Raw genomic sequence first — 17,651 nt, forward strand, 5'->3', positions numbered from 1 at the left:
TCCCTCTGTGTGATGCCCGTAGCGAAAGTGCTTGCGGGTTTGCGTACTTGACCTTCTTCGATCGGATTCTCATGATTGATACGTCCAGGCGGCCGGTGCCGCATCCTACCGCGTTGACGGTGCCCTTCTGGGAGGGCTGCAAACGCCGCGTCCTGACTGTCCAGCGGTGTGAGGACTGCGGAAATCATGTGTTCATTCCGCAGAGCTTCTGCCCAGTTTGTCTGGGTGCCGATCTCAGCTGGGTTGAATCTGGCGGAGTTGGTTCGGTGGTGTCGTATTCGGTCATTTGGCGGGCTCAGACGCCGGCGTTCGAGGCGCCTTATGTGGTCGCCATTGTCCGTGTGGACGAGGGATATGAGATGTTGAGCAACATCGTGGATGCGGATCCGTCAGAGGTTTCGATCGGGGCGCGTGTTCGGGTCAAGTTTGTCGACATTGATTCGCAGACAACGCTTCCCTGTTTTCGGTTGACTCGGTAACAGTGGCGTGACAGGGCAGGTCCATCTTCGAGGAGTAATGCAACATGAACGATTCACGACAAGGTGCTGTCATTGTTGGGGCCTTCAACACAAAGCAAGCCAAAGTCCTTGAAGGTGAGAATTCCGACACGGTGACTCTGGCGGCGATCAAAGGTGCCTTGGCTGATGCGGGTCTCGGGATCGGAGACGTCGACGGGGTGAATATCCTGCCAGGGCTGGACTACCTCAATGGATCTCGCAAGTTTGCGTATGCTCTCGGGATTCCCTACTTTTGGGTCGGTCGTGCCGCTCCGGGACCGGCTGCGGTCTTTGAAGCTGCGCTTGCGATCGAGGCGGGGATGTGCGACACGGTCGTACTGGCAGCCGGTGAGGCAGGCATATACACGGACCGTGCGACGGTAGCGCCATGGACGAGGCCGTCGAACGAGTTCATCGAGTGCTGGGGTCTGATGACGCCAGCCGAATTCGCTTTGTCCGCACAGCAGTACATGCAGAAGTTCTCTGTCGACCCGGCCGCCATCGCTTATATTGCTGCGGTCATCCGGAACAACGGTTCGCGCAATCCTGAAGCTATCTTCCACGGCCGGGGTCCGTTCACTCCCGATGACATTCTCGCGTCGAGGATGGTCGCCGATCCCTATCATCTGCTCGAATGTGCGATGACAGGAGAGGGTGGTTCGGCGTTGGTGTTAACCACTGCGGAGAAGGCACGCGACCTCCCGAGCGTGCCCGTTCGCGTTCTCGGTGGGGGATCAGAGAGTTGGGGTCCTTCCTATACCCATCCGCCCACATACGAGCGCACGGGGATGCTTGGACGCAAGGCAGCGGACAGGGCATTCGCACGGGCAGGTTTGTCGCGTTCAGACGTGGATGTCTTTGAGCTGTACGACAATTTCTCGTGGGAGATCGTCCGCTACTTCGAGGCGTTGCGATACTGCGATGTGGGTGAGGGGCCGGCATTTGTCGCCGACGGGGCTATCGAAGTGGGGGGCAGGTACCCGATCGTGACCGACGGCGGAACGATGTCGCATTCGCATACGGGAGAGTCGCAACGTCATCAGCGTGTGGTGCAGGCAGTTCGTCAGCTGCGCGGGACGACATCGGCGAACCAGATCGACGACGCTGAGGTGGCGCTGGTCATGGCACTCGGGGACATCGTTTTGCTCAGCAAGTAGCTTCGAGGACTCAGTGATGAACACTTGGACCCATCCTCAGTATGCTCGCCTCACGAAGACATACTGCACCTCCTCTTTATTGCATGCTGTGGTGCAACGGAACTCGACTCCGAAAGCGCGATCGTAGTCGCCTAGATCTCGGACCAACTGGTTCGCATCGTCGGCAGTCGGTGTCGGGTTCTGGAACTGCTCTCGCAACCGGGCGGCTGATTCCACGTGCAGTGGATCGGTTACTGTCAGTCCACGTGACCATCGCCGATCGTGTTCGGCGAGCACTCGACCTTCCCGGGTCACCGCGACTCTGCGCAGGTCAGCGGCGACATCGACCATGTGTTCGATCGCCGACGGGTCCAACGAGTAGTCGCTTCCGTGGACTCGAACGTAGTAGTCCCGCGGCAGTCGGATCTGCGAGCATGCGGCGGTCTGCGGTGGAACCGGCGGCAACGGTAACATTGCCGCGGTATCGACGGATATCAAATCTATTGGACGACCGTCGATTCGGCGGACAACCTGAGAATTCGCGATCGGGAGCCAATCGGCCAGCTGGGTGTTGAAGTCCTCAGGTGAACGAAATGTTCGACCGGGCATGAATGAGGTTTCCTTCAACCTTCAAACTGGTTGGCGCGCTCGACGATTCCTTTGGATTCTTCGGTCGTACGGTTTGAGCTGGATCAGTGTCGCGGCAACCGTTCCGACGAATGCGGTGAGACGGATCGGTCAGTCGGCCGCGGCGGCCGATCCCGGATTCGTTGTCCCACCACAGACGGTGCGGGATTGCACCGAGAATCATGGGAAAGTAGCTGCCACATGCCGGCGGCCAGGTCCGTCGTGACGCGACTGGGCAGCATCATCGCCGGTGAGAACCGTGTCGCCCGGTTGTGTTCGCAGCAACGGATCTGGTCGGTGTTCTCGAAGAAGAAGGGACTGAACAGGAAATCGGGTCCACCGGTCCATGACGATCTCGTCGCCCGCAGGTTCACGGCACAGAAGCCGAACCAGGTGTGGCTCACGGACATCACCGAACACCGGACCGATACCGGAAAGCTGTACTTGTGCGCGATCAAGGACGTGTATTCGAACAAGATTGTCGGCTACTCGATCGATTCGCGAATGAAAGCGTCACTAGCTGTCCGTGCACTGACCAATGCCGTCGCTCTCCGGGAGCCGGCCGGGACGATCGTACATTCCGGCAGGGGCAGCCAATTTCGGTCGAGAAAGTTCGTGCACGCATTGTCGGACAACGGTTTACAGGGTTCCATGGGAAGATTTGGGGCATGCGGCGACAATGCCGCTATGGAATCTTTTTTCTCGTTGTTGCAGAAGAACGTCCTCGACCGTCAACGGTGGTCGACTCGTGAACAGCTGCGGCTTGCGATCGTGACCTGGATCGAGAAAACCTACCATCGCAAACGTCGGCAACGACGCTTTGGAAAGCTCACACCGATCGAGTTTGAGACAATCACCCAGACCGCATACGCGGCCTGAAACTATCAACCCCACAAGTCAACCGAAGTGGGGGCAGTCCCTCACATCGACGCCGTGTCGGTGCTCGAACTGTTCGAGGAAGGCTTCACTGCGAAATCCGTCGCGTTGGCTCTTGACCTCGCCCCGAACCCTGTCCACATGTTGTATCAACGATGGCAACTACGGGGAGCAGGTGCGCTGGTGACGAGAGACCGCAGGCAGTACGATTTCGAGACCAAACTCGAGATCGTGCGACGCAACGTCAACGGAGAGTCCGAAAAGGGCTCTGGCCGAAGAGTACGACTTGCCCTCGCCCACAACGGTAGCGAACTGGACGGTCATTTACCGACGTGACGGAGAAGACGGGTTACGCCCGAAAAGGCGTGGCAGACCTCCAACCGATCGCGGGGATTCCCCCTCGAAGAGCGAGCTCGAGACACTGCGCGCGGAGAACGAACGGCTTCGCGCGGAGGTCGCGTATCTGGGAAAATTGCGAGCCTTGAGGTCGCAGGAACGACGGGCGAAAGTTCGAGCTGTCGACGACCTCAAGGCGCACTACCCGCTGCCCCTCTTACTGCAGATCGCGGACCTTCCCAGGTCGACGTTCTACGACCATCGGAATCGACTCCGTCACGAGGACCGGCATGCTGAGCTCAAAGAAGCCATTCGTGAGACCTTCGAAGATGCGAAGGGAGCCTACGGGCACCGACGTATCCTCGCTGTCCTTCGACGGCAGGGACGGAGGGTGTCGAAGAAAACCGTGCTCACACTGATGCGCACCCTCGGACTGCAGTGCCTGGTGCGTCGACGCAAACGGTACAACTCCTTCCGAGGCGAGGTCGGCGAGGTGAGGTTCACCCCGGATGGTGGACACCGAGATAGCGGGACTCATCGTTCCGCTGGGAGGATGTCCTCATGTCCCGCAAGCGCAGGTCGTTTACGACCGAGTACAAGGTCGAGGCCGCCCGCCGGGTGATCGATTCCGGCCGTACCATCGCCGAGGTCGCCCGCGACCTCGGATTGAGCGAGAACCTGCTCGGACGGTGGGTTGCCGACGAACGACGTCGCATCGACGCCGCCGCTACAGTCGGAGATCAGCCACTCAGTGCCGCGGAACGTACCGAGCTGGCCAGGCTGCGCAAGCAGGTCTCCGAGCAGGAGAAAGACATCGCGTTCCTGAAAAAAGCGTCCGCGTACTTCGCGGCGCATCAACAAAAGTAGAGCTCTACGCGTTGATGGCCATGGAGTGCGCGAACTCCGCCATTCACCGGATGGCGCGCCTGCTCGAGGTGTCGACGTCCGGCTTCTACAAGCATCAAGGGCGCAGGGTATCAACACTATTGGGAGAACGTCAGCAGCGACGGGCAGATCTGGAAGTGAAAATCCTCGCAATCCACCAGGAGTCGAAAGGTGTCTACGGGGCGCCGAGGGTCACCGCTGAGCTCCATGACCGTGGCGAGGTGATCACCGAGAAGACGGTCGCTAAGATCATGCGATCGCTCGGCATCGTCGGGATCAGCCCGCGCACGTTCAAGGTCCGTACCACCGTCGTCGACCAGTTTGCTTCCTTTCCGGAGGACTTGGTACGACGCCAGTTCGATCAGGGTCGACTCGATGCCGTCTGGACATCTGACATCACGTATCTGACCTGCGGTGAAGGCGATATGTACCTGTGCGCGATCAAGGACGAGCACTCGAAGAAGGTTCTGGGATGGTCGATTGCGAATCACATGCGGACCGAACTGGTCATCGAAGCGTTGGACATGGCGGTAGCAGCTCGCGGCGGTGACGTGGTCGGCACAATCATGCACTCGGACAGAGGAACTCAATACACCGCGGAGATCATGAAGCAGGTGTGCGAGCGATACGGGCTGCGCCGTTCTATGGGAGATACCGGAATATGCTGGGATAACGCCGGTGCCGAGAGTCTGTGGTCAACGTTTAAGCACGAGTACTACTATCGACACACTTTTGCGTATGCATCGGAATTAGTTGCTGCAGTTGACAACTGGATGAATTTCTACAACACTCGCCGTAGGCACTCCACGATCGGGATGCTCAGCCCCACGAATTACGAACAGTCACTGACCGCGACCTCGATGGCCGCGTGATCACTGTCCACTTTTCGGGGTGAACCTCAAGGCAGCCGACAACGTGTTGAACCGCCAGTTCGCGACCGAATTCCGGCACACCAAGTGGGCCACGGACGTAACCGAGTTCAACATCGGCAGTTCCAAGGTCTACCTTTCGCCCATCCTCGATCTTCACGACAACCGAATCATCTCAGCGACGGCGGGGCCCTCTCCGAGCGTGAAGATGGTCACCGACAGCCTCCGCATGGCAATCGATACCCTCAATGCTGGCGATAAACCACTTGTCCACTCCGACCAAGGATTTCAGTACCGCCATACCCTCTGGCGGGACACGTTGCGCGAAGCAGGGCTCACCCAGTCAATGTCTCGCAAAGGCACGTGCCTCGATAACGCTGTCATGGAGGGATTCTTCAGTCACCTCAAGGAGGAATGGTTACCACCTCAAGGAGGAATGGTTACGCATCCAGAAACCCGGAACTCTCGACGAGTTTCACACGGGACTCACTGACTACCTGCGATGGTGGAACACCACCCGCATTCAACAGCGGCTCGGCTACCTCAGTCCCGACGAGTACCGCGCCCAAACACCAGCCATCGCATAAGGTTCCATTAAGAGTCCAACTTTCGGGGACCACTCCACCGCTGCGGGACTACTTCTCCAAGGGTGCCGACCTGAGTGTGCATTCGCAGCATCTCCTCGAGGTTGAGAGAGAACTCAATTTCCTACCCCACCGAGTTATCCAAGACTGCACTCCCACATAACTATTCGAGTCACTGCTAACCTCAAGCCACATCAACAGGATGCAACGATGACTAGAGCCCGCCCTGTCGTTTCTGGACTAGTTGTATCAGGCACGGACGTTAGTTACGCGGTGCCGGCGGTAAGCGGCGGGCGGTCGTCCTCCGCGTGCTGAATGCGGTCGGTGATAATTGTAGTGAACATTCCACACTTCAACGGCAGTACGTCGTTGCTGCTCGCTGGTGTACTCGCGGGAGTAGAGCAGTTCTTCGGCGAGGATGCGGTTGTAGCGTTCGACTTTCCCGTTGTGTTTCGGTGTGTACGGCTTGATGCGGTAGTGCCGCGCTTCTCGCAATGAAGCGGTGAAATCTGATGCCCGATAACATGATCCGTTGTCGGTGATCACCCGCTCGATACGAGTGATTCCGTGTGCGGCGAAGAAGAGGCGTGCGTTGTTCATGAAATCGATGGCCGTTGCTGCGGTTTCGTTGTCGCGGGCCTCGGTGTACGCCAGCCTTGTGTTGCCATCGATCGCGGAATGCAGGTAGGTGTAGCCGATGCGAGGTTGCTTGTTCTTCGTTTTCCTGCGCTGGGATCGTTTGGCCTTGTCGGAACCGCGGCCGTGGGCACGCCACCCGCCACCGTCCGGAATTTTTCCGACTTTCTTGATGTCGACATGCACCATCTGACCTGGCCGTTTCGCGATGATGACCTGTGGTTTTCGGTTGTTCTCGCCGTTCGGGTCGATGAACCGGCGGCGGTGCAATCCCAGGTTCCGCAGGATTTTCGTGACCGTCCGGCGAGCAATGACGGCTCCATCCATTCGGAGTTCGAACGTGATTCGTGAGGCCGACCATTTCCGGGTTCGTCGCATCGCTTCGATCTCGGCCACAAGCCTTGCCGCTGTGGCGGTCGGTTGATGGTGCGGCGTGCTGGATCGGTCCTGTAATCCCAGGTCACCGTACTTGCGATACCGGTTGACCCACTTGGAGGCGCATCGGCGGGAGATACTCATTTCGGCGGCTATGTGGGCGATCGGCCGGTCATGGCAGCGCTCGATCAGGCGTCGCCTTCCTTCCACTGTCAATGGGGCATTACGGTGTGTCACAGGGCTGGTCCTTTTTGGTCGAGAACGGCTATGTCGCAACTCCCATTCTCGCGCCGAGGACCAGCCCGTCTACTTCAGTCCCGCGTCAACAACGTCCATACCCACAACAACTAGTTTCAACCGTCGTTAACGTCGAAGAATAAAGTCACCCTGTTCCCGGGTGTGCCCCTGGCGTTAACTGACCTCGTTGGTTGCAGTCGACGGCGACGGCTGTCAATGAGGTCTTGTGCGGGTCGATTCCGATGATGATCACTTCGGATGCTCCTGTTGTCCGGGTGCGGTTTCGATGTGCACCTGCGGTGGGCATCCTGACTTGAAGTTGGTCGTTTCAGGCCTCTGTCGAACCATACCGTAGGCCGGTGTGGTTCGACCGGGCACGCTATCAGTGAGCCAACCATCTGATGTGGCGGCAAGGAGCTTGCGAGCCTGCACCGACCGACACCGTGGACTTTACGAGACTGCAGATCCCGGTTGTCCTGGTTTTCATTGAACAAGTCAGGAGCTTGGGTCGAAGCCCCGTCAACGTCTTGTCTGCCCTTCCTGACCGGCGAGCCCTCGTTTGGTAACAGGAAGGCACTTTCCATCATGACAATGATCGAGCTGGAAGTCATCGCCGGGATCGACACCCATGCCGACACCCATCATGTCGCCGTGATCGATACCACCGGTCGCAGGCTAGGAGACGCGGGATTCCCGACAACCTTGAAAGGCTACAAGGCGATCGCCGCTTACCTCGCCGCGTTCGGCCTTGTCCGACGGGTCGGCGTTGAAGGCACCCACTCGTACGGCGCTGGGATCACCCAGCATTTGAAGGATTCCGGAGTCCGTGTCGTCGAGGTGATCCGTCCGAATCGGCAAGTGCGGCGTATGCGAGGAAAAACCGATCAGGTCGACGCCTACGCAGCCGCATCAGCGGCTTTGGCCACCGACGATCATCCGAAACCGAAACAACTCGACGGTCTCGTCGAGGCCGCCCGCTACATCCACGCAGCGCGTCGCAGTGCGGTCAAAGCACGCACTGCCACTCGCGTTCAGATCAAAAGTCTGCTGGTCACCGCACCCGAGCAGATTCGGGCCCGGTACCGAAGTACCGCCGACACGGCATTGTTCCCCGCCTTGGCCCGCACGAGGCCGGCACCGGAAGAGAACATGCTCACCCGCACAATCATGTCGTCCTTGAAATCTCTGGCACGCCGGTACCAGCACCTCACCGCGGAAACCGACATACTGGAGGCCGAGCTCGAGCAGCTGGTGTTTCAGATCAACCCGGGGCTGGCGCAGACGAAGGGCATTGGAACCGTCACCGCCGCACAACTATTGATCACCGCCGGTGGAAACACCGATCGACTGAAGTCGGAAGCGTCTTTCGCAGCACTCTGCGGGACAAACCCTATTCCGGCTTCCAGCGGCAAGACCACTCGTCACCGGCGGGGTCGCGGCAGCTACCGGCATGCAAACTCCGCCCTCCATCACATCTCCCTCACTCGAATGACCTACGACCAACGAACCCGCGACCACATTCAACGTAAGAAGCAGGAAGACAAGGGAACCAGAGAAATCCTCCGCTGCCTCAAACGCGCGATCGCTCGAGAAGTCTTCACACTCATCACCAACCCCATCCCCGTTGTCGATCACCGAAAGCTACGACCGCTCCGCCAAGAACGCGGACTCATCCAAGTCCAGGCGGCCGCAGCCCTGGGCGTCAGCATCGCCAAAATTTCACTCGCGGAAAACGGACGAGTCCACGACGCTACCTTCCTCGCCACCTACGAAACATGTCTCAGAAACACCGATTTGACACCATAGGAGCATCAATGCTGAGCGATCGTCAGATTTTGACATCGATCCGCGTACGTTCACCGCAGTCGGTGCCGATACCAGTGCCAGCGCGATTGTTGCTCGTCGGTCTGCTATCTCGTTTCTTGTTGTTGGGGCGGTCTACATCCAGGTCCTGGGGATCAACGCACGTCGTCCTTGGGGAGTTCCTGTCGAGCGGTTGGCCGAGGCCATAGAAACCTTCAGCGCAGCGTCGCCGGTCCCGATGGTGTTACAACGGCTACTTGAGCGACGGATTCGAAGTCGTGCCTGCGTCGATCTGTTCGGACGGCAGAAAGAACTCCGCAGAACCTGCAATGGCGATATTCGCGGACTCCCGTTTACACGTCAGATCGACGGCGACGAGGACACCACCCTCGCGAGGTTGCACGCCAGTCACAACGCCGGAGCAAATCAGCACATCACCTGGCCATACCTGCTCTTTGAAACGCACCTTGAAGCTGCGGATGAACTCGGCCCCGAGCCAATCAGTTGCGTACCCGGCCAGAATCGCAGCCTGCAACATGCCCATCGAGAACACAGTCGGAAATCCGGAGCTCCTCGCAAAGTGCTCGTCATGGTGTAGCGGGTTGAAATCGCCGGAAGCGCCAGCGTATCGGACTATGTCCGTGCGGGTGACCGGCCCAAACGAAAGACTGGGCGGTTCATAACCAACCTCCGGCACGGCAACGTTCGCAGTTGTGTCATTCATGTTAACTCCCGTCAGACGGCATGCCGGTCTCGACAATCGTGGTGTGTTGCTCTGCGACCAGGTCACCCTCGGAATTCCGAAACTCGGTGACGGTTACGGCAAATCGCATTGTTCCACCGCGCCTACCCTGCTTTTCGTACTGCCGACCCAGTCGAGAGGTAACTGTCAAGAGGTCACCCGCACGTGGAGGGCGAGCGTGAAAGATATACTCTTCCTCGGCATGGAGGACCCGGGCCACGTCGAAGCCCAGCGTTGTCGAAGGGTTCTCACCTTCCGGCGCCCAGCCCAGACGAGCCGTCGTCAAAAACGTAGGCGGTACCACCGTATCGGGACCTTGGTAAGCATTACCGCCGGCATGTGCTGCTCGGGCGAACTCGCGGATCTTGCCACGTTCGACAGGGAACTGATAGCTCATGGTCGCTGCGTCCTCCGTCGGTCCGCCCAGACCTGGACTATAATTGCACCCGGATTATCCATCTCGATGAGACCTCCTGCGTTGCTGGTTCTTACATACAGCTGATGTCACTGCCCGGTCCGAGCCGGTCAGATCGCGGTGAGTCCTCCGTCCACGAAGTTCACCCGCGACCCCTTGTTTTATTCTGGGCTTACTAGTTCTGTAGGGATGACTCGTATGCGGGTGCACCCGAAGGAATTTCGCTGAGCGCAGTGGCCAGTTCATCGACGGTCCACCGTGAATCTTTGTCATAGGCAGACTGCTCGGTCCACCCTCGTTCCCACCCGATATGCCCGCCTTTGACGCTGAAGACCTGACCCGAGATCTGGCAATTGGCGGTCGCCAAGTAGGCGACGAGTGGGGAAATATTTCCAGGATCGAATACATCAAATCCGCTTGTAGCAGCGTCTAGTTCGGCGAATCCAGGCGTACTCAGAGTGAGCCGCGTTCGAGCCACCGGAGCGATCGCGTTGACCCGGACGCCGTAACGCTCGAGTTCACGCGCAGCGATGACGGTCATGGCGGCTATCCCGGCCTTCGCGGCTGCATAATTGAGTTGGCCAGGGTTCCCGCGAAGGCCCGAAGGTGACGAGGTGTTGATGACGGACCCGGCGACAGTGTTACCTGCCTTCGCTTCGCGCCGCCAGTGATTTGCTGCTGAACGTAGCGGGCAGAAGTGTCCCTTGAGGTGGACATCCATGACCGAGTCCCATTCGGACTCAGACATATTGACCAGCATCCGGTCCCTCAGAATGCCAGCGTTGTTGACGAGTATGTCCAGGCCTCCGAAGTGGCCTACTGCGAGCTGAACCATTTCGTCGGCCTGATCCCAGTTGGAAACGCTACCGACGTGTGCGATTGCATTGCCGCCACGTGCAGAAATCTCGGCCACGACCTCGTCCGCGGGCGTCGCCGAGTCCGCGGAACCGTCGGACGCGGCGCCGTTGTCGTTAACCACCACGTTGGCACCGAGCTTTGCCAGGAGTAATGCATGTTCGCGTCCGAGTCCGCGACCGCCGCCCGTGACGATAGCGGTGCGACCGACCAGAGTTGCCATTCGTTCATCTCCTGAATTTGAGGGGATCATCGCATCAACCGGCACATGAAAGATGCAGGGAGCGTGGGCGCTAGTGTCGAGTTGTGTGCTCGCTGTGGAGATTACGTCGATCTTTCTTCCAATGTCAACAGTCGTTAACATGGGTATTCGTTGCGCGCCGGCGGTAGTGGCATGCCGGAAGGCTCGGCGCCGGTACGATTGCCGGATGAGCTCTCAGGGTGAAAGGTTGCTGTGACCAGGTCTACCGCCGGTGAACGTATCGATGCGCGGCGAGCGGAGATCCGCATCGCGGCAAGTCGACTGTTCCGTCAGCGCGGCTTCGCTCAGGTCGGCATTGATGACATTGGCGCTGCGGTTGGTGTCAGTGGCCCTGCGGTCTACCGCTATTTCCCGAGTAAGCAGGCGCTGCTTGCAGCCGTATTGATCGGGTATCTGGAGCAACTGCGTCTTGAGTTCGAATCGCAGACGCGACTTGTATCTGTAGGTGTGAAGCGGGCGGCCCGAGGGGTGCCGGTTCCTCAAGGGGACAGGGTCCTGAGCAGCGCCATCGCGGTCGGGTTGCGCGATCCTGACGGTCTCGTTGTCTATTTGAGGCAAGTGGGCAACCTCGAATCGCAGTTCCTCGAGCAAGTCGCAACCGAGAGGTCGAAGCTCTCCGCCGGTTGGGATCGATTCTTGCCGGCTGTCGAGAACGCGGTTGATGCAGCGTCACAGCAGCACCTCAGAATGCGTTGTATCGCTGGAGTTCTCACTCACTTCGGGCTGACTAAGTCTTCCACGCCGCGGTTTCGAGATGAGCTCGCAGCGTCGCTGGTCACTGTCATCCTCGCAACTCCGTTGAGCTCCCAACGGAAGGTGCCTGGGTCGGCTGCACGCTCGGATTCTCCGCGCCGCCTTACTCACGTAACGAGGCGGGAGGCGATACTTGCGGCAGCGGTCGAGTTGATGCGGGCGCGCGGATTCACGGCGGTATCGCTCAACGATATCGGAGCCGAGGTGGGGATCACCGCATCTGCGGTCATGCGGCATTTCGATAGTAAGGAACACCTGCTCGGAACAGCAGTCAATCGGGTTGGCGAGCAGATCGCGAGCGGCATTGCCACTGCTCTCCGGTCGTCGGTCGACGAAGAGCAGGCCGTGCTGAAGATCGTGTCGATGTATGCCGATCTTGCGGGACAATGCCGTGATCTGGTGGCGGTACACACCACCGAAGTCCATTTCCTTTCGGAGGTCTATCACGCCGAGAGGCGAAAGCGGCAACGTATGTACATCGATGAGCTCGCACACGTCATCCAGGGGGCGAGTCCCGGAATGTCTCCGCAAGAGGGTCGACTTCGTGCGGGGGCGGTGTACGCGATGATCAATGAATCCATCATGAGTGATGTCCTCGCACAGCACGCGTCGACGGTGGGCGATCTGCGAACTCTGGCGCTGGCAGTCACACGCGACGTGAACAGTCGTTAACGCTGCGACTGGCCGCCAAGGCTGACGGGTTAACGCATGTCAACTACAATATGTGTCGATTGTCGCATCGACTGAGGCCTCAACTGGCAATATATCGACATTCGCCCGACTGCGTGAACGGATATTGACATTCCGTATTACGAATGCCTATTCTGCTATCGAGAGCATGCCTGTCAGTGCGGTGGCTGCTCCCGAGAGTCGGTAGACGAGCTCCGGGCGGTCCGGAGCTACGCCCGGCAGTGATTCTTCGAATTCTTAGGGGTCTTGATGACTGATCATGTGTCGCCGTGGATGACCGATGAGCTCAAGCTGTTGCGCGACACCGCGCGCCAATTCTTTCTACGGGAAGGTATGCCGCATGTCGCTCGATGGGAGCGTCAACAGGGTGTTGATCGAGAATTCTGGATGAAGGCGGGAAGCCTTGGGCTGCTGTGTCCCACTGTCCCTGAAGTCTACGGGGGCGCCGGTGGAAACATACTTCACCACATCGTGATCACCGAAGAGCAGGCACGCACGATCGACAAAGGTTGGGGCAACCCAGTTCACAGTGGAGTGGTGGCCGGCTACCTCTTGAGTTACGGCTCGGAAGAACAGAAGCTTCGCTGGCTACCTGGAATGGTCTCCGGCGAGACCATCGCTGCCATTGCGATGACCGAGCCCTCCGCCGGGTCGGACCTGCAGGCAATCAAGACAACGGCGGTGCGCGACGGCGATGAGTACATCATCAACGGGGCGAAGACCTTCATCACCAACGGCGGCAGCGCCGATCTGATCCTAGTTGCGGCGAAGACCGATCCGACTGCCCGCGGCAGGGGTATCTCGTTGATCGTTGTCGATACCAGGGATTGCCCGGGATTTGTACGCGGACGTGTGCTCGACAAAATAGGTCAGCATGCTGCCGATACCGCGGAACTCGCGTTCCAGGACGTGCGTGTTCCGGTGTCGAATCGGTTGGGCGAGGAAGGTTCCGGCTTCAAGATGCTGATGCAACAACTGCCTCAGGAGCGATTGTTCATCGGCGTTGGTGCGGTGGTTCCGATTGAACTCGCGGTAGAGCGTACGGTCGAGTACGCAAAGGATCGTGAACTCTACGGCAAACCTCTGCTGGATCTGCAAAATACACGTTTCGAGCTCGCCGAATGTGCCACGGTTGCGCGGGTCGCACGGACATTCATCGATTCTTGCATCGAGAAACACCTGTGCGGCGAACTCGACTCGGCCACCGCTGCCATGGCAAAGCTGTGGTTGACGGACATGCAATGCCAGGTCATCGACCGTTGCCTTCAGCTGTTTGGTGGCTACGGATATATGCGTGAGTATCCGATCGCGCGGATGTACGCGGACGCTCGGGTGCAACGTATCTACGGTGGTGCAAACGAAGTCATGAAGGAAGTCATCGCGCGCTCGCTGTGAGGCGCTTGCTGCCCGAAGAATAGGAAGGCCTGTAGTGAGTATCCGAGACCCTTTGGCATCAAACGAGTTGGACGGTCAGGTTGCGTTGGTGACCGGAGGTGGCGGTGGGCTCGGAAGTGAGGCTGGCCGAAGGCTCGCGGCATCCGGTGCACACGTTGTGTTCGCGGATCTGTCTTTTGAGGCCGCTGCCGCTGCCGCCGATCATGCCATCGCACAGGGGATGTCGGCACAAGCAATTGATCTTAACGTGACGAAAAGTGCATCGGTGGAGAGAGCAGTCGAGGAAATCGAGAGGTCACACGGCCGCCTCGATATCTTGATGACAAGTCACGGGTTTCCACGGGATGGCCGTCTGTTGGACATGACCGACGACGCCTGGGACGACGTTCTCAATGTCTGTCTGACAGGGACATTCTATTGCATCCGCGCAGCGGCTCGATTGATGACGAAGCGACGTTACGGACGAATCATCACCGTCGCATCGCGGGCATGGCACGGAAACCCCGGACAGGCAAACTATTCCGCGGCCAAAGCCGGTGTTATCGGCCTCACGAGATCTGTCGCCAAAGAATTCGGTCGCCATGAGGTCACGGCCAATGCGATTGCCCCGGGATTGATCGAGACCGCATCGTTGCGTGAATTGGACACCTACGACGCGCTCGTGGAAAGGGCGAAGCGGGACAACAGTATTAAGCGTGTTGGCCAGCCTGCTGATGTGGCTGCGGCCGTCCGTTTCCTGGCTTCGCCGACGTCGGGTTTCCTCACCGGCGAGGTCATCCATGTATCTGGCGGACGCTTTGGATGACCGGCTGTGAACCATGCGCAAACTATCACTCGACAACTCCCTCGAGAGGCACACCATGAATGACATCGTTGCCACCGGATCGCCGACAGTTGGCATCACGGCGTACTCGGTCTACGTTCCGCGGTACCGACTGAGTCGTAACGAGATCGCAGCCGCGGTAGGCGAAGTTGCGCGTGGTGAACGTGTCGTGGCTGGGTATGACGAAGACACTACGTCGATGGCGGTCGAGGCGGCGCGGGGAGCCCTACCGAACGGCGGATCCAGGCCGGCGAGCATCTGGTTCGCGACGTCAGAGCCAGCGTACTGGGACAAGACTAACGCCACTACGGTGCATGCTGCACTTGGTCTCGACCGCAGTATTGGGGCATTCGATCTTGGAGCAAACAGTAGGGCGGGCGCGGCCGCGTTCCTGGCCGCGAGCCGCGACCAAGGAATGGCGGTGCTCTCTGATATCCGGGGAGGGCGCGTTGGCAGCGGTGACGAACGTATGGGTGCAGATGGCGCCGCCGCCTTCCTATTCGGTGACAAAGATATTCTGGCGCACGTTGTCGCGACATCGTCTGTTAGCGAAGAGTTCCTTGATCGATGGCGCACACCCGGGACAGTGGGTGCCGGTACCTGGGAGGAACGCTTTGGTGAGCGTGAGTACGTTGGACTGGCCGAGAAGGTGTTTGACGACTTGCTGAAAAGTTCAGGTATTGCTCAGGGCGACATTTCCGCGGTCGCGGTCGCTGGTAACAATTTGCGATCGGTCAAGTCCGTCACCGCAACGCTGCAGCGTCGCACTGGAGGTCGTGCAGACTCGACCGATCTTGTGAATAAGTTTGGCAACGCGGGTGCGGCCCAGTTGGGGTTGGTGACCGCTGACACTCTGGACCAAGCGAAGCCGGGCGAGTTGTTACTGGTGGTTTCGTTAGCCGACGGTGCAGATGCGTTCCTGCTGCGTACGACGGATCGACTGCTCGATGGGAAAGCGTCTGTTCGGGTTGCGGCTGGCAACGGCCTCTCCGTCACATATCCCACGTACCTTTTATGGCGTGGCCTGGTGGAGCGTGAGTTACCACGTCGGCCCGATCCCGTTCGTCCGTCAGCGCCCTTCTCGGCCCGCGACCGTGAGTACAAGTTTGCGTTCAGTGGCGGCCGCTGCAGAACCTGCGGCACCGTCCAGTTCCCTCTTCCCCGCGTATGCTTGCGATGCCGAGGCGTCGATTCGTTCGATGCGGTATCGGCTGCCGGGCAGCGGGCGAGGGTGGTGACCTACACAGTGGATCGGTTGGCGTTCACACCAAGCCCGCCCTTGATCAGCGCGGTACTCGATCTTGAGAACGGTGGTCGCGTTCAGGTTGAGCTTACCGATGTCGATCCCGCCACGGTCGCGGTTGGTGACGAAGTAGCTCTTACATTCCGTCGGTTGGTAACGATCGATGGAATCCATAACTATTTTTGGAAGGCGTCCCCAATTCGGTTGCACGCCAATGCTGGAACCCAAGAAGGAGATGGAAATGGCGCTGAATTCAATCAGTGATCGTGTCGCAATCGTCGGAGTCGGATGCACAACTTTCGGTGAACACTTCGGGAGGTCTGTCGACGACCTGATTGTCGATGTCGTCACCGATACTTGGGCGCAGGCAGGAATCACTGCGGACGACGTGGACGCATACTGGATGGGTACCTACGTATCCGGTATCAGCGGACTTACCCTTTCGCGTCCGCTACGACTCGACGGCAAGCCCGTGACCCGCGTTGAAAACATGTGCGCGACGGGATCAGATGCCTTCAGGAACGCGTGCTATGCAGTAGCGTCTGGTGCAGTCGACGTTGCGATGGCGGTCGGTGCCGAGAAGCTAAAAGACAACGGCTTTTCGGGCCTGCCGTCACCTCGACCGCAAGATGATGGCACACGACCCACCACATCAGCACCTGCTCTCTTCAGCTTGTTAGGTCCTGCGTACCAAGAACGGTACGAGGTGGATCGCGAAACGTTCCGAGCGGCGATGACTCACGTGGCGTGGAAAAACCATGCAAATGGGGCGCTGAACCCGCGCGCTCAATTTCAGAAGCTAGTCTCGAAGGAAGTCATCGAGAACGCACCGATTGTTGCTGGAGAACTGGGCATTTTTGACTGTTCAGGTGTATCCGACGGCGCGGCCGCGGCCATCGTTGTACGGGCTGAGGACGCGCACAAGTACACAGATCGACCGTTGTACGTTAAAGCCCTTGCGCTGGCTTCCGGTTACGGCGCAGGGGCTGTGGACGGCGACTACGACTACACCACGTTCCCGGAGGCCGTCAAGTCGTCGCAGCAAGCCTATCGGCAAGCCGGGATCACAGATCCCCGGACTCAATTGGCGCTCGCCGAAGTACACGACTGCTTTACACCGACGGAGCTGGTACTGATGGAAGATCTCGGCTTCACATCGCGCGGGTCGGCGTGCAAGGAATCGATCGATGGCGCATTTGACCTACACGGTGATCTCCCGGTCAACCCGGACGGTGGGCTAAAAAGTTTTGGGCACCCGATCGGTGCAAGTGGACTCCGGATGTTGTTCGAATGTTGGACCCAGCTCCGTGGTGAAGCGGGCGATCGTCAGATCGACACCGCAGGCAGGGGCCTTGCGCTGACGCATAATCTGGGCGGGTCGCCAGGTGACGCAGTGTCATTCGTCTCGATCGTGGGTTCGCGACTTGGCTGATACCCTCGCTTCCAGAAGTTGGTTGCAATAGTCAGGGCCCTGCCGGTGGTAATCCTGGTGAAGCGGCAAAGACGTGCCTGAATGGGGCGATCGGAGTCTTGTGATTTGTCCGGGGACGACACGGTGCAAATGTGATTCAGCACTGACGCCGTTTTTGTTCTTTGGCCCCAGTCTGTCTCG

The 17,651-nt window shown here is 59.0% G+C and carries 19 protein-coding genes and 1 pseudogene; 15 read left to right on the forward strand and 5 right to left on the reverse strand.

Going from position 1 to position 17,651, the window contains the following annotated elements:
* The first annotated feature begins 71 nt into the window (after window positions 1–71).
* Together FFI94_RS34845 and FFI94_RS31720 are read left to right on the forward strand one after the other, a co-directional pair.
* Window positions 72–479 (forward strand): Zn-ribbon domain-containing OB-fold protein, encoded by a 408-nt coding sequence (locus FFI94_RS34845; RefSeq protein ID WP_138873872.1) that lies wholly within the window; start codon window positions 72–74, stop codon window positions 477–479.
* Window positions 480–523: 44 nt separating this feature from the next.
* Complete coding sequence (locus tag FFI94_RS31720; RefSeq protein ID WP_185993471.1) at window positions 524–1,654, forward strand: thiolase family protein; 1,131 nt, start codon at window positions 524–526, stop codon at window positions 1,652–1,654.
* Between the two features lie 36 nt (window positions 1,655–1,690).
* Here the strand turns inward: FFI94_RS31720 and FFI94_RS33910 are convergent, their stop codons facing one another.
* The gene (locus tag FFI94_RS33910; protein ID WP_185993472.1) at window positions 1,691–2,242 is read right to left on the reverse strand and encodes a Mu transposase domain-containing protein; all 552 of its coding nucleotides are present in this window, start codon (window positions 2,240–2,242) and stop codon (window positions 1,691–1,693) included.
* 258 nt (window positions 2,243–2,500) lie between these two features.
* Between FFI94_RS33910 and FFI94_RS31730 the strand changes: the two are divergent.
* From FFI94_RS31730 to FFI94_RS34500, 7 genes and pseudogenes are all read left to right on the forward strand, one after another.
* Window positions 2,501–3,139, forward strand: a pseudogene (locus FFI94_RS31730) (IS3 family transposase); the annotation flags it as partial.
* 27 nt (window positions 3,140–3,166) lie between these two features.
* Window positions 3,167–3,472, forward strand: coding sequence for a hypothetical protein (locus FFI94_RS31735; protein WP_138873873.1), 306 nt, complete (start codon window positions 3,167–3,169; stop codon window positions 3,470–3,472).
* The gene (locus FFI94_RS34850) at window positions 3,423–4,094 is read left to right on the forward strand and encodes an IS3 family transposase (RefSeq protein ID WP_185993473.1); all 672 of its coding nucleotides are present in this window, start codon (window positions 3,423–3,425) and stop codon (window positions 4,092–4,094) included. The genes FFI94_RS31735 and FFI94_RS34850 overlap by 50 nt, the downstream gene beginning before the upstream one ends.
* Window positions 4,034–4,339 carry a transposase gene (locus FFI94_RS34495; protein WP_138873874.1) on the forward strand — a complete coding sequence of 102 codons (306 nt, stop codon included), beginning with the start codon at window positions 4,034–4,036 and terminating at the stop codon, window positions 4,337–4,339. The genes FFI94_RS34850 and FFI94_RS34495 overlap by 61 nt, the downstream gene beginning before the upstream one ends.
* 11 nt (window positions 4,340–4,350) lie before the next feature.
* Entirely contained in the window at window positions 4,351–5,229 is an 879-nt protein-coding gene (locus tag FFI94_RS31750; protein WP_260684556.1) for an IS3 family transposase, read from the forward strand.
* 19 nt (window positions 5,230–5,248) lie between these two features.
* A complete protein-coding gene (locus FFI94_RS31755; RefSeq protein WP_138873876.1) occupies window positions 5,249–5,719 on the forward strand; it encodes a DDE-type integrase/transposase/recombinase in 471 nt (156 codons plus the stop codon).
* Window positions 5,673–5,813: an IS3 family transposase gene (locus FFI94_RS34500; RefSeq protein ID WP_260684586.1), complete on the forward strand. Its 141-nt coding sequence runs from the start codon at window positions 5,673–5,675 to the stop codon at window positions 5,811–5,813. The genes FFI94_RS31755 and FFI94_RS34500 overlap by 47 nt, the downstream gene beginning before the upstream one ends.
* A 246-nt stretch (window positions 5,814–6,059) precedes the next feature.
* On the opposite strand, the gene FFI94_RS31765 is transcribed toward FFI94_RS34500, so the two are convergent.
* Complete coding sequence (locus FFI94_RS31765; protein ID WP_138873877.1) at window positions 6,060–7,058, reverse strand: IS481 family transposase; 999 nt, start codon at window positions 7,056–7,058, stop codon at window positions 6,060–6,062.
* Between the two features lie 585 nt (window positions 7,059–7,643).
* On the opposite strand from FFI94_RS31765, the gene FFI94_RS31770 reads away from it, so the two are divergent.
* Entirely contained in the window at window positions 7,644–8,864 is a 1,221-nt protein-coding gene (locus FFI94_RS31770; protein WP_138873878.1) for an IS110 family transposase, read from the forward strand.
* A 250-nt stretch (window positions 8,865–9,114) separates the two neighbouring features.
* Here the strand turns inward: FFI94_RS31770 and FFI94_RS31775 are convergent, their stop codons facing one another.
* The 3 genes from FFI94_RS31775 to FFI94_RS31785 form a co-directional block, all read right to left on the reverse strand.
* The gene (locus FFI94_RS31775) at window positions 9,115–9,585 is read right to left on the reverse strand and encodes a MaoC/PaaZ C-terminal domain-containing protein (RefSeq protein WP_138873879.1); all 471 of its coding nucleotides are present in this window, start codon (window positions 9,583–9,585) and stop codon (window positions 9,115–9,117) included.
* A gap of 1 nt (window position 9,586) precedes the next feature.
* Entirely contained in the window at window positions 9,587–10,000 is a 414-nt protein-coding gene (locus FFI94_RS31780) for a MaoC family dehydratase N-terminal domain-containing protein (RefSeq protein WP_138873880.1), read from the reverse strand.
* A 193-nt stretch (window positions 10,001–10,193) separates the two neighbouring features.
* Entirely contained in the window at window positions 10,194–11,096 is a 903-nt protein-coding gene (locus FFI94_RS31785) for an SDR family oxidoreductase (protein WP_138873881.1), read from the reverse strand.
* A gap of 231 nt (window positions 11,097–11,327) precedes the next feature.
* Between FFI94_RS31785 and FFI94_RS31790 the strand changes: the two genes are divergently transcribed.
* From FFI94_RS31790 to FFI94_RS31810, 5 genes are all read left to right on the forward strand, one after another.
* Window positions 11,328–12,560, forward strand: coding sequence for a TetR/AcrR family transcriptional regulator (locus FFI94_RS31790; RefSeq protein ID WP_138873882.1), 1,233 nt, complete (start codon window positions 11,328–11,330; stop codon window positions 12,558–12,560).
* Between the two features lie 267 nt (window positions 12,561–12,827).
* Entirely contained in the window at window positions 12,828–13,973 is a 1,146-nt protein-coding gene (locus FFI94_RS31795) for an acyl-CoA dehydrogenase family protein (RefSeq protein WP_185993474.1), read from the forward strand.
* A 34-nt stretch (window positions 13,974–14,007) separates the two neighbouring features.
* A complete protein-coding gene (locus FFI94_RS31800; RefSeq protein WP_260684557.1) occupies window positions 14,008–14,778 on the forward strand; it encodes an SDR family oxidoreductase in 771 nt (256 codons plus the stop codon).
* 217 nt (window positions 14,779–14,995) lie between these two features.
* On the forward strand, window positions 14,996–16,303 hold the full coding sequence (locus tag FFI94_RS31805; RefSeq protein ID WP_260684558.1) for an OB-fold domain-containing protein: 1,308 nt from the start codon (window positions 14,996–14,998) through the stop codon (window positions 16,301–16,303).
* Window positions 16,281–17,471 carry an acetyl-CoA acetyltransferase gene (locus FFI94_RS31810; RefSeq protein ID WP_138873884.1) on the forward strand — a complete coding sequence of 397 codons (1,191 nt, stop codon included), beginning with the start codon at window positions 16,281–16,283 and terminating at the stop codon, window positions 17,469–17,471. The genes FFI94_RS31805 and FFI94_RS31810 overlap by 23 nt, the downstream gene beginning before the upstream one ends.
* The last annotated feature ends 180 nt before the right edge of the window (window positions 17,472–17,651 follow it).

This window comes from Rhodococcus sp. KBS0724 (genome assembly GCF_005938745.2).
Classification (GTDB): domain Bacteria; phylum Actinomycetota; class Actinomycetes; order Mycobacteriales; family Mycobacteriaceae; genus Rhodococcus_F.

Coding starts and splice junctions, on each gene's coding strand:
- FFI94_RS31775 (WP_138873879.1), bottom strand. CDS start 9,585: ATGAATGACACAACTGCGAACGTTGCCGTGCCGGAGGTTGGTTATGAA.
- FFI94_RS34495 (WP_138873874.1), top strand. CDS start 4,034: ATGTCCCGCAAGCGCAGGTCGTTTACGACCGAGTACAAGGTCGAGGCC.
- FFI94_RS34845 (WP_138873872.1), top strand. CDS start 72: ATGATTGATACGTCCAGGCGGCCGGTGCCGCATCCTACCGCGTTGACG.
- FFI94_RS31770 (WP_138873878.1), top strand. CDS start 7,644: ATGACAATGATCGAGCTGGAAGTCATCGCCGGGATCGACACCCATGCC.
- FFI94_RS31780 (WP_138873880.1), bottom strand. CDS start 10,000: ATGAGCTATCAGTTCCCTGTCGAACGTGGCAAGATCCGCGAGTTCGCC.
- FFI94_RS31785 (WP_138873881.1), bottom strand. CDS start 11,096: ATGGCAACTCTGGTCGGTCGCACCGCTATCGTCACGGGCGGCGGTCGC.
- FFI94_RS31795 (WP_185993474.1), top strand. CDS start 12,828: ATGACTGATCATGTGTCGCCGTGGATGACCGATGAGCTCAAGCTGTTG.
- FFI94_RS31720 (WP_185993471.1), top strand. CDS start 524: ATGAACGATTCACGACAAGGTGCTGTCATTGTTGGGGCCTTCAACACA.
- FFI94_RS33910 (WP_185993472.1), bottom strand. CDS start 2,242: ATGCCCGGTCGAACATTTCGTTCACCTGAGGACTTCAACACCCAGCTG.
- FFI94_RS31810 (WP_138873884.1), top strand. CDS start 16,281: ATGGCGCTGAATTCAATCAGTGATCGTGTCGCAATCGTCGGAGTCGGA.
- FFI94_RS31805 (WP_260684558.1), top strand. CDS start 14,996: ATGGCGGTCGAGGCGGCGCGGGGAGCCCTACCGAACGGCGGATCCAGG.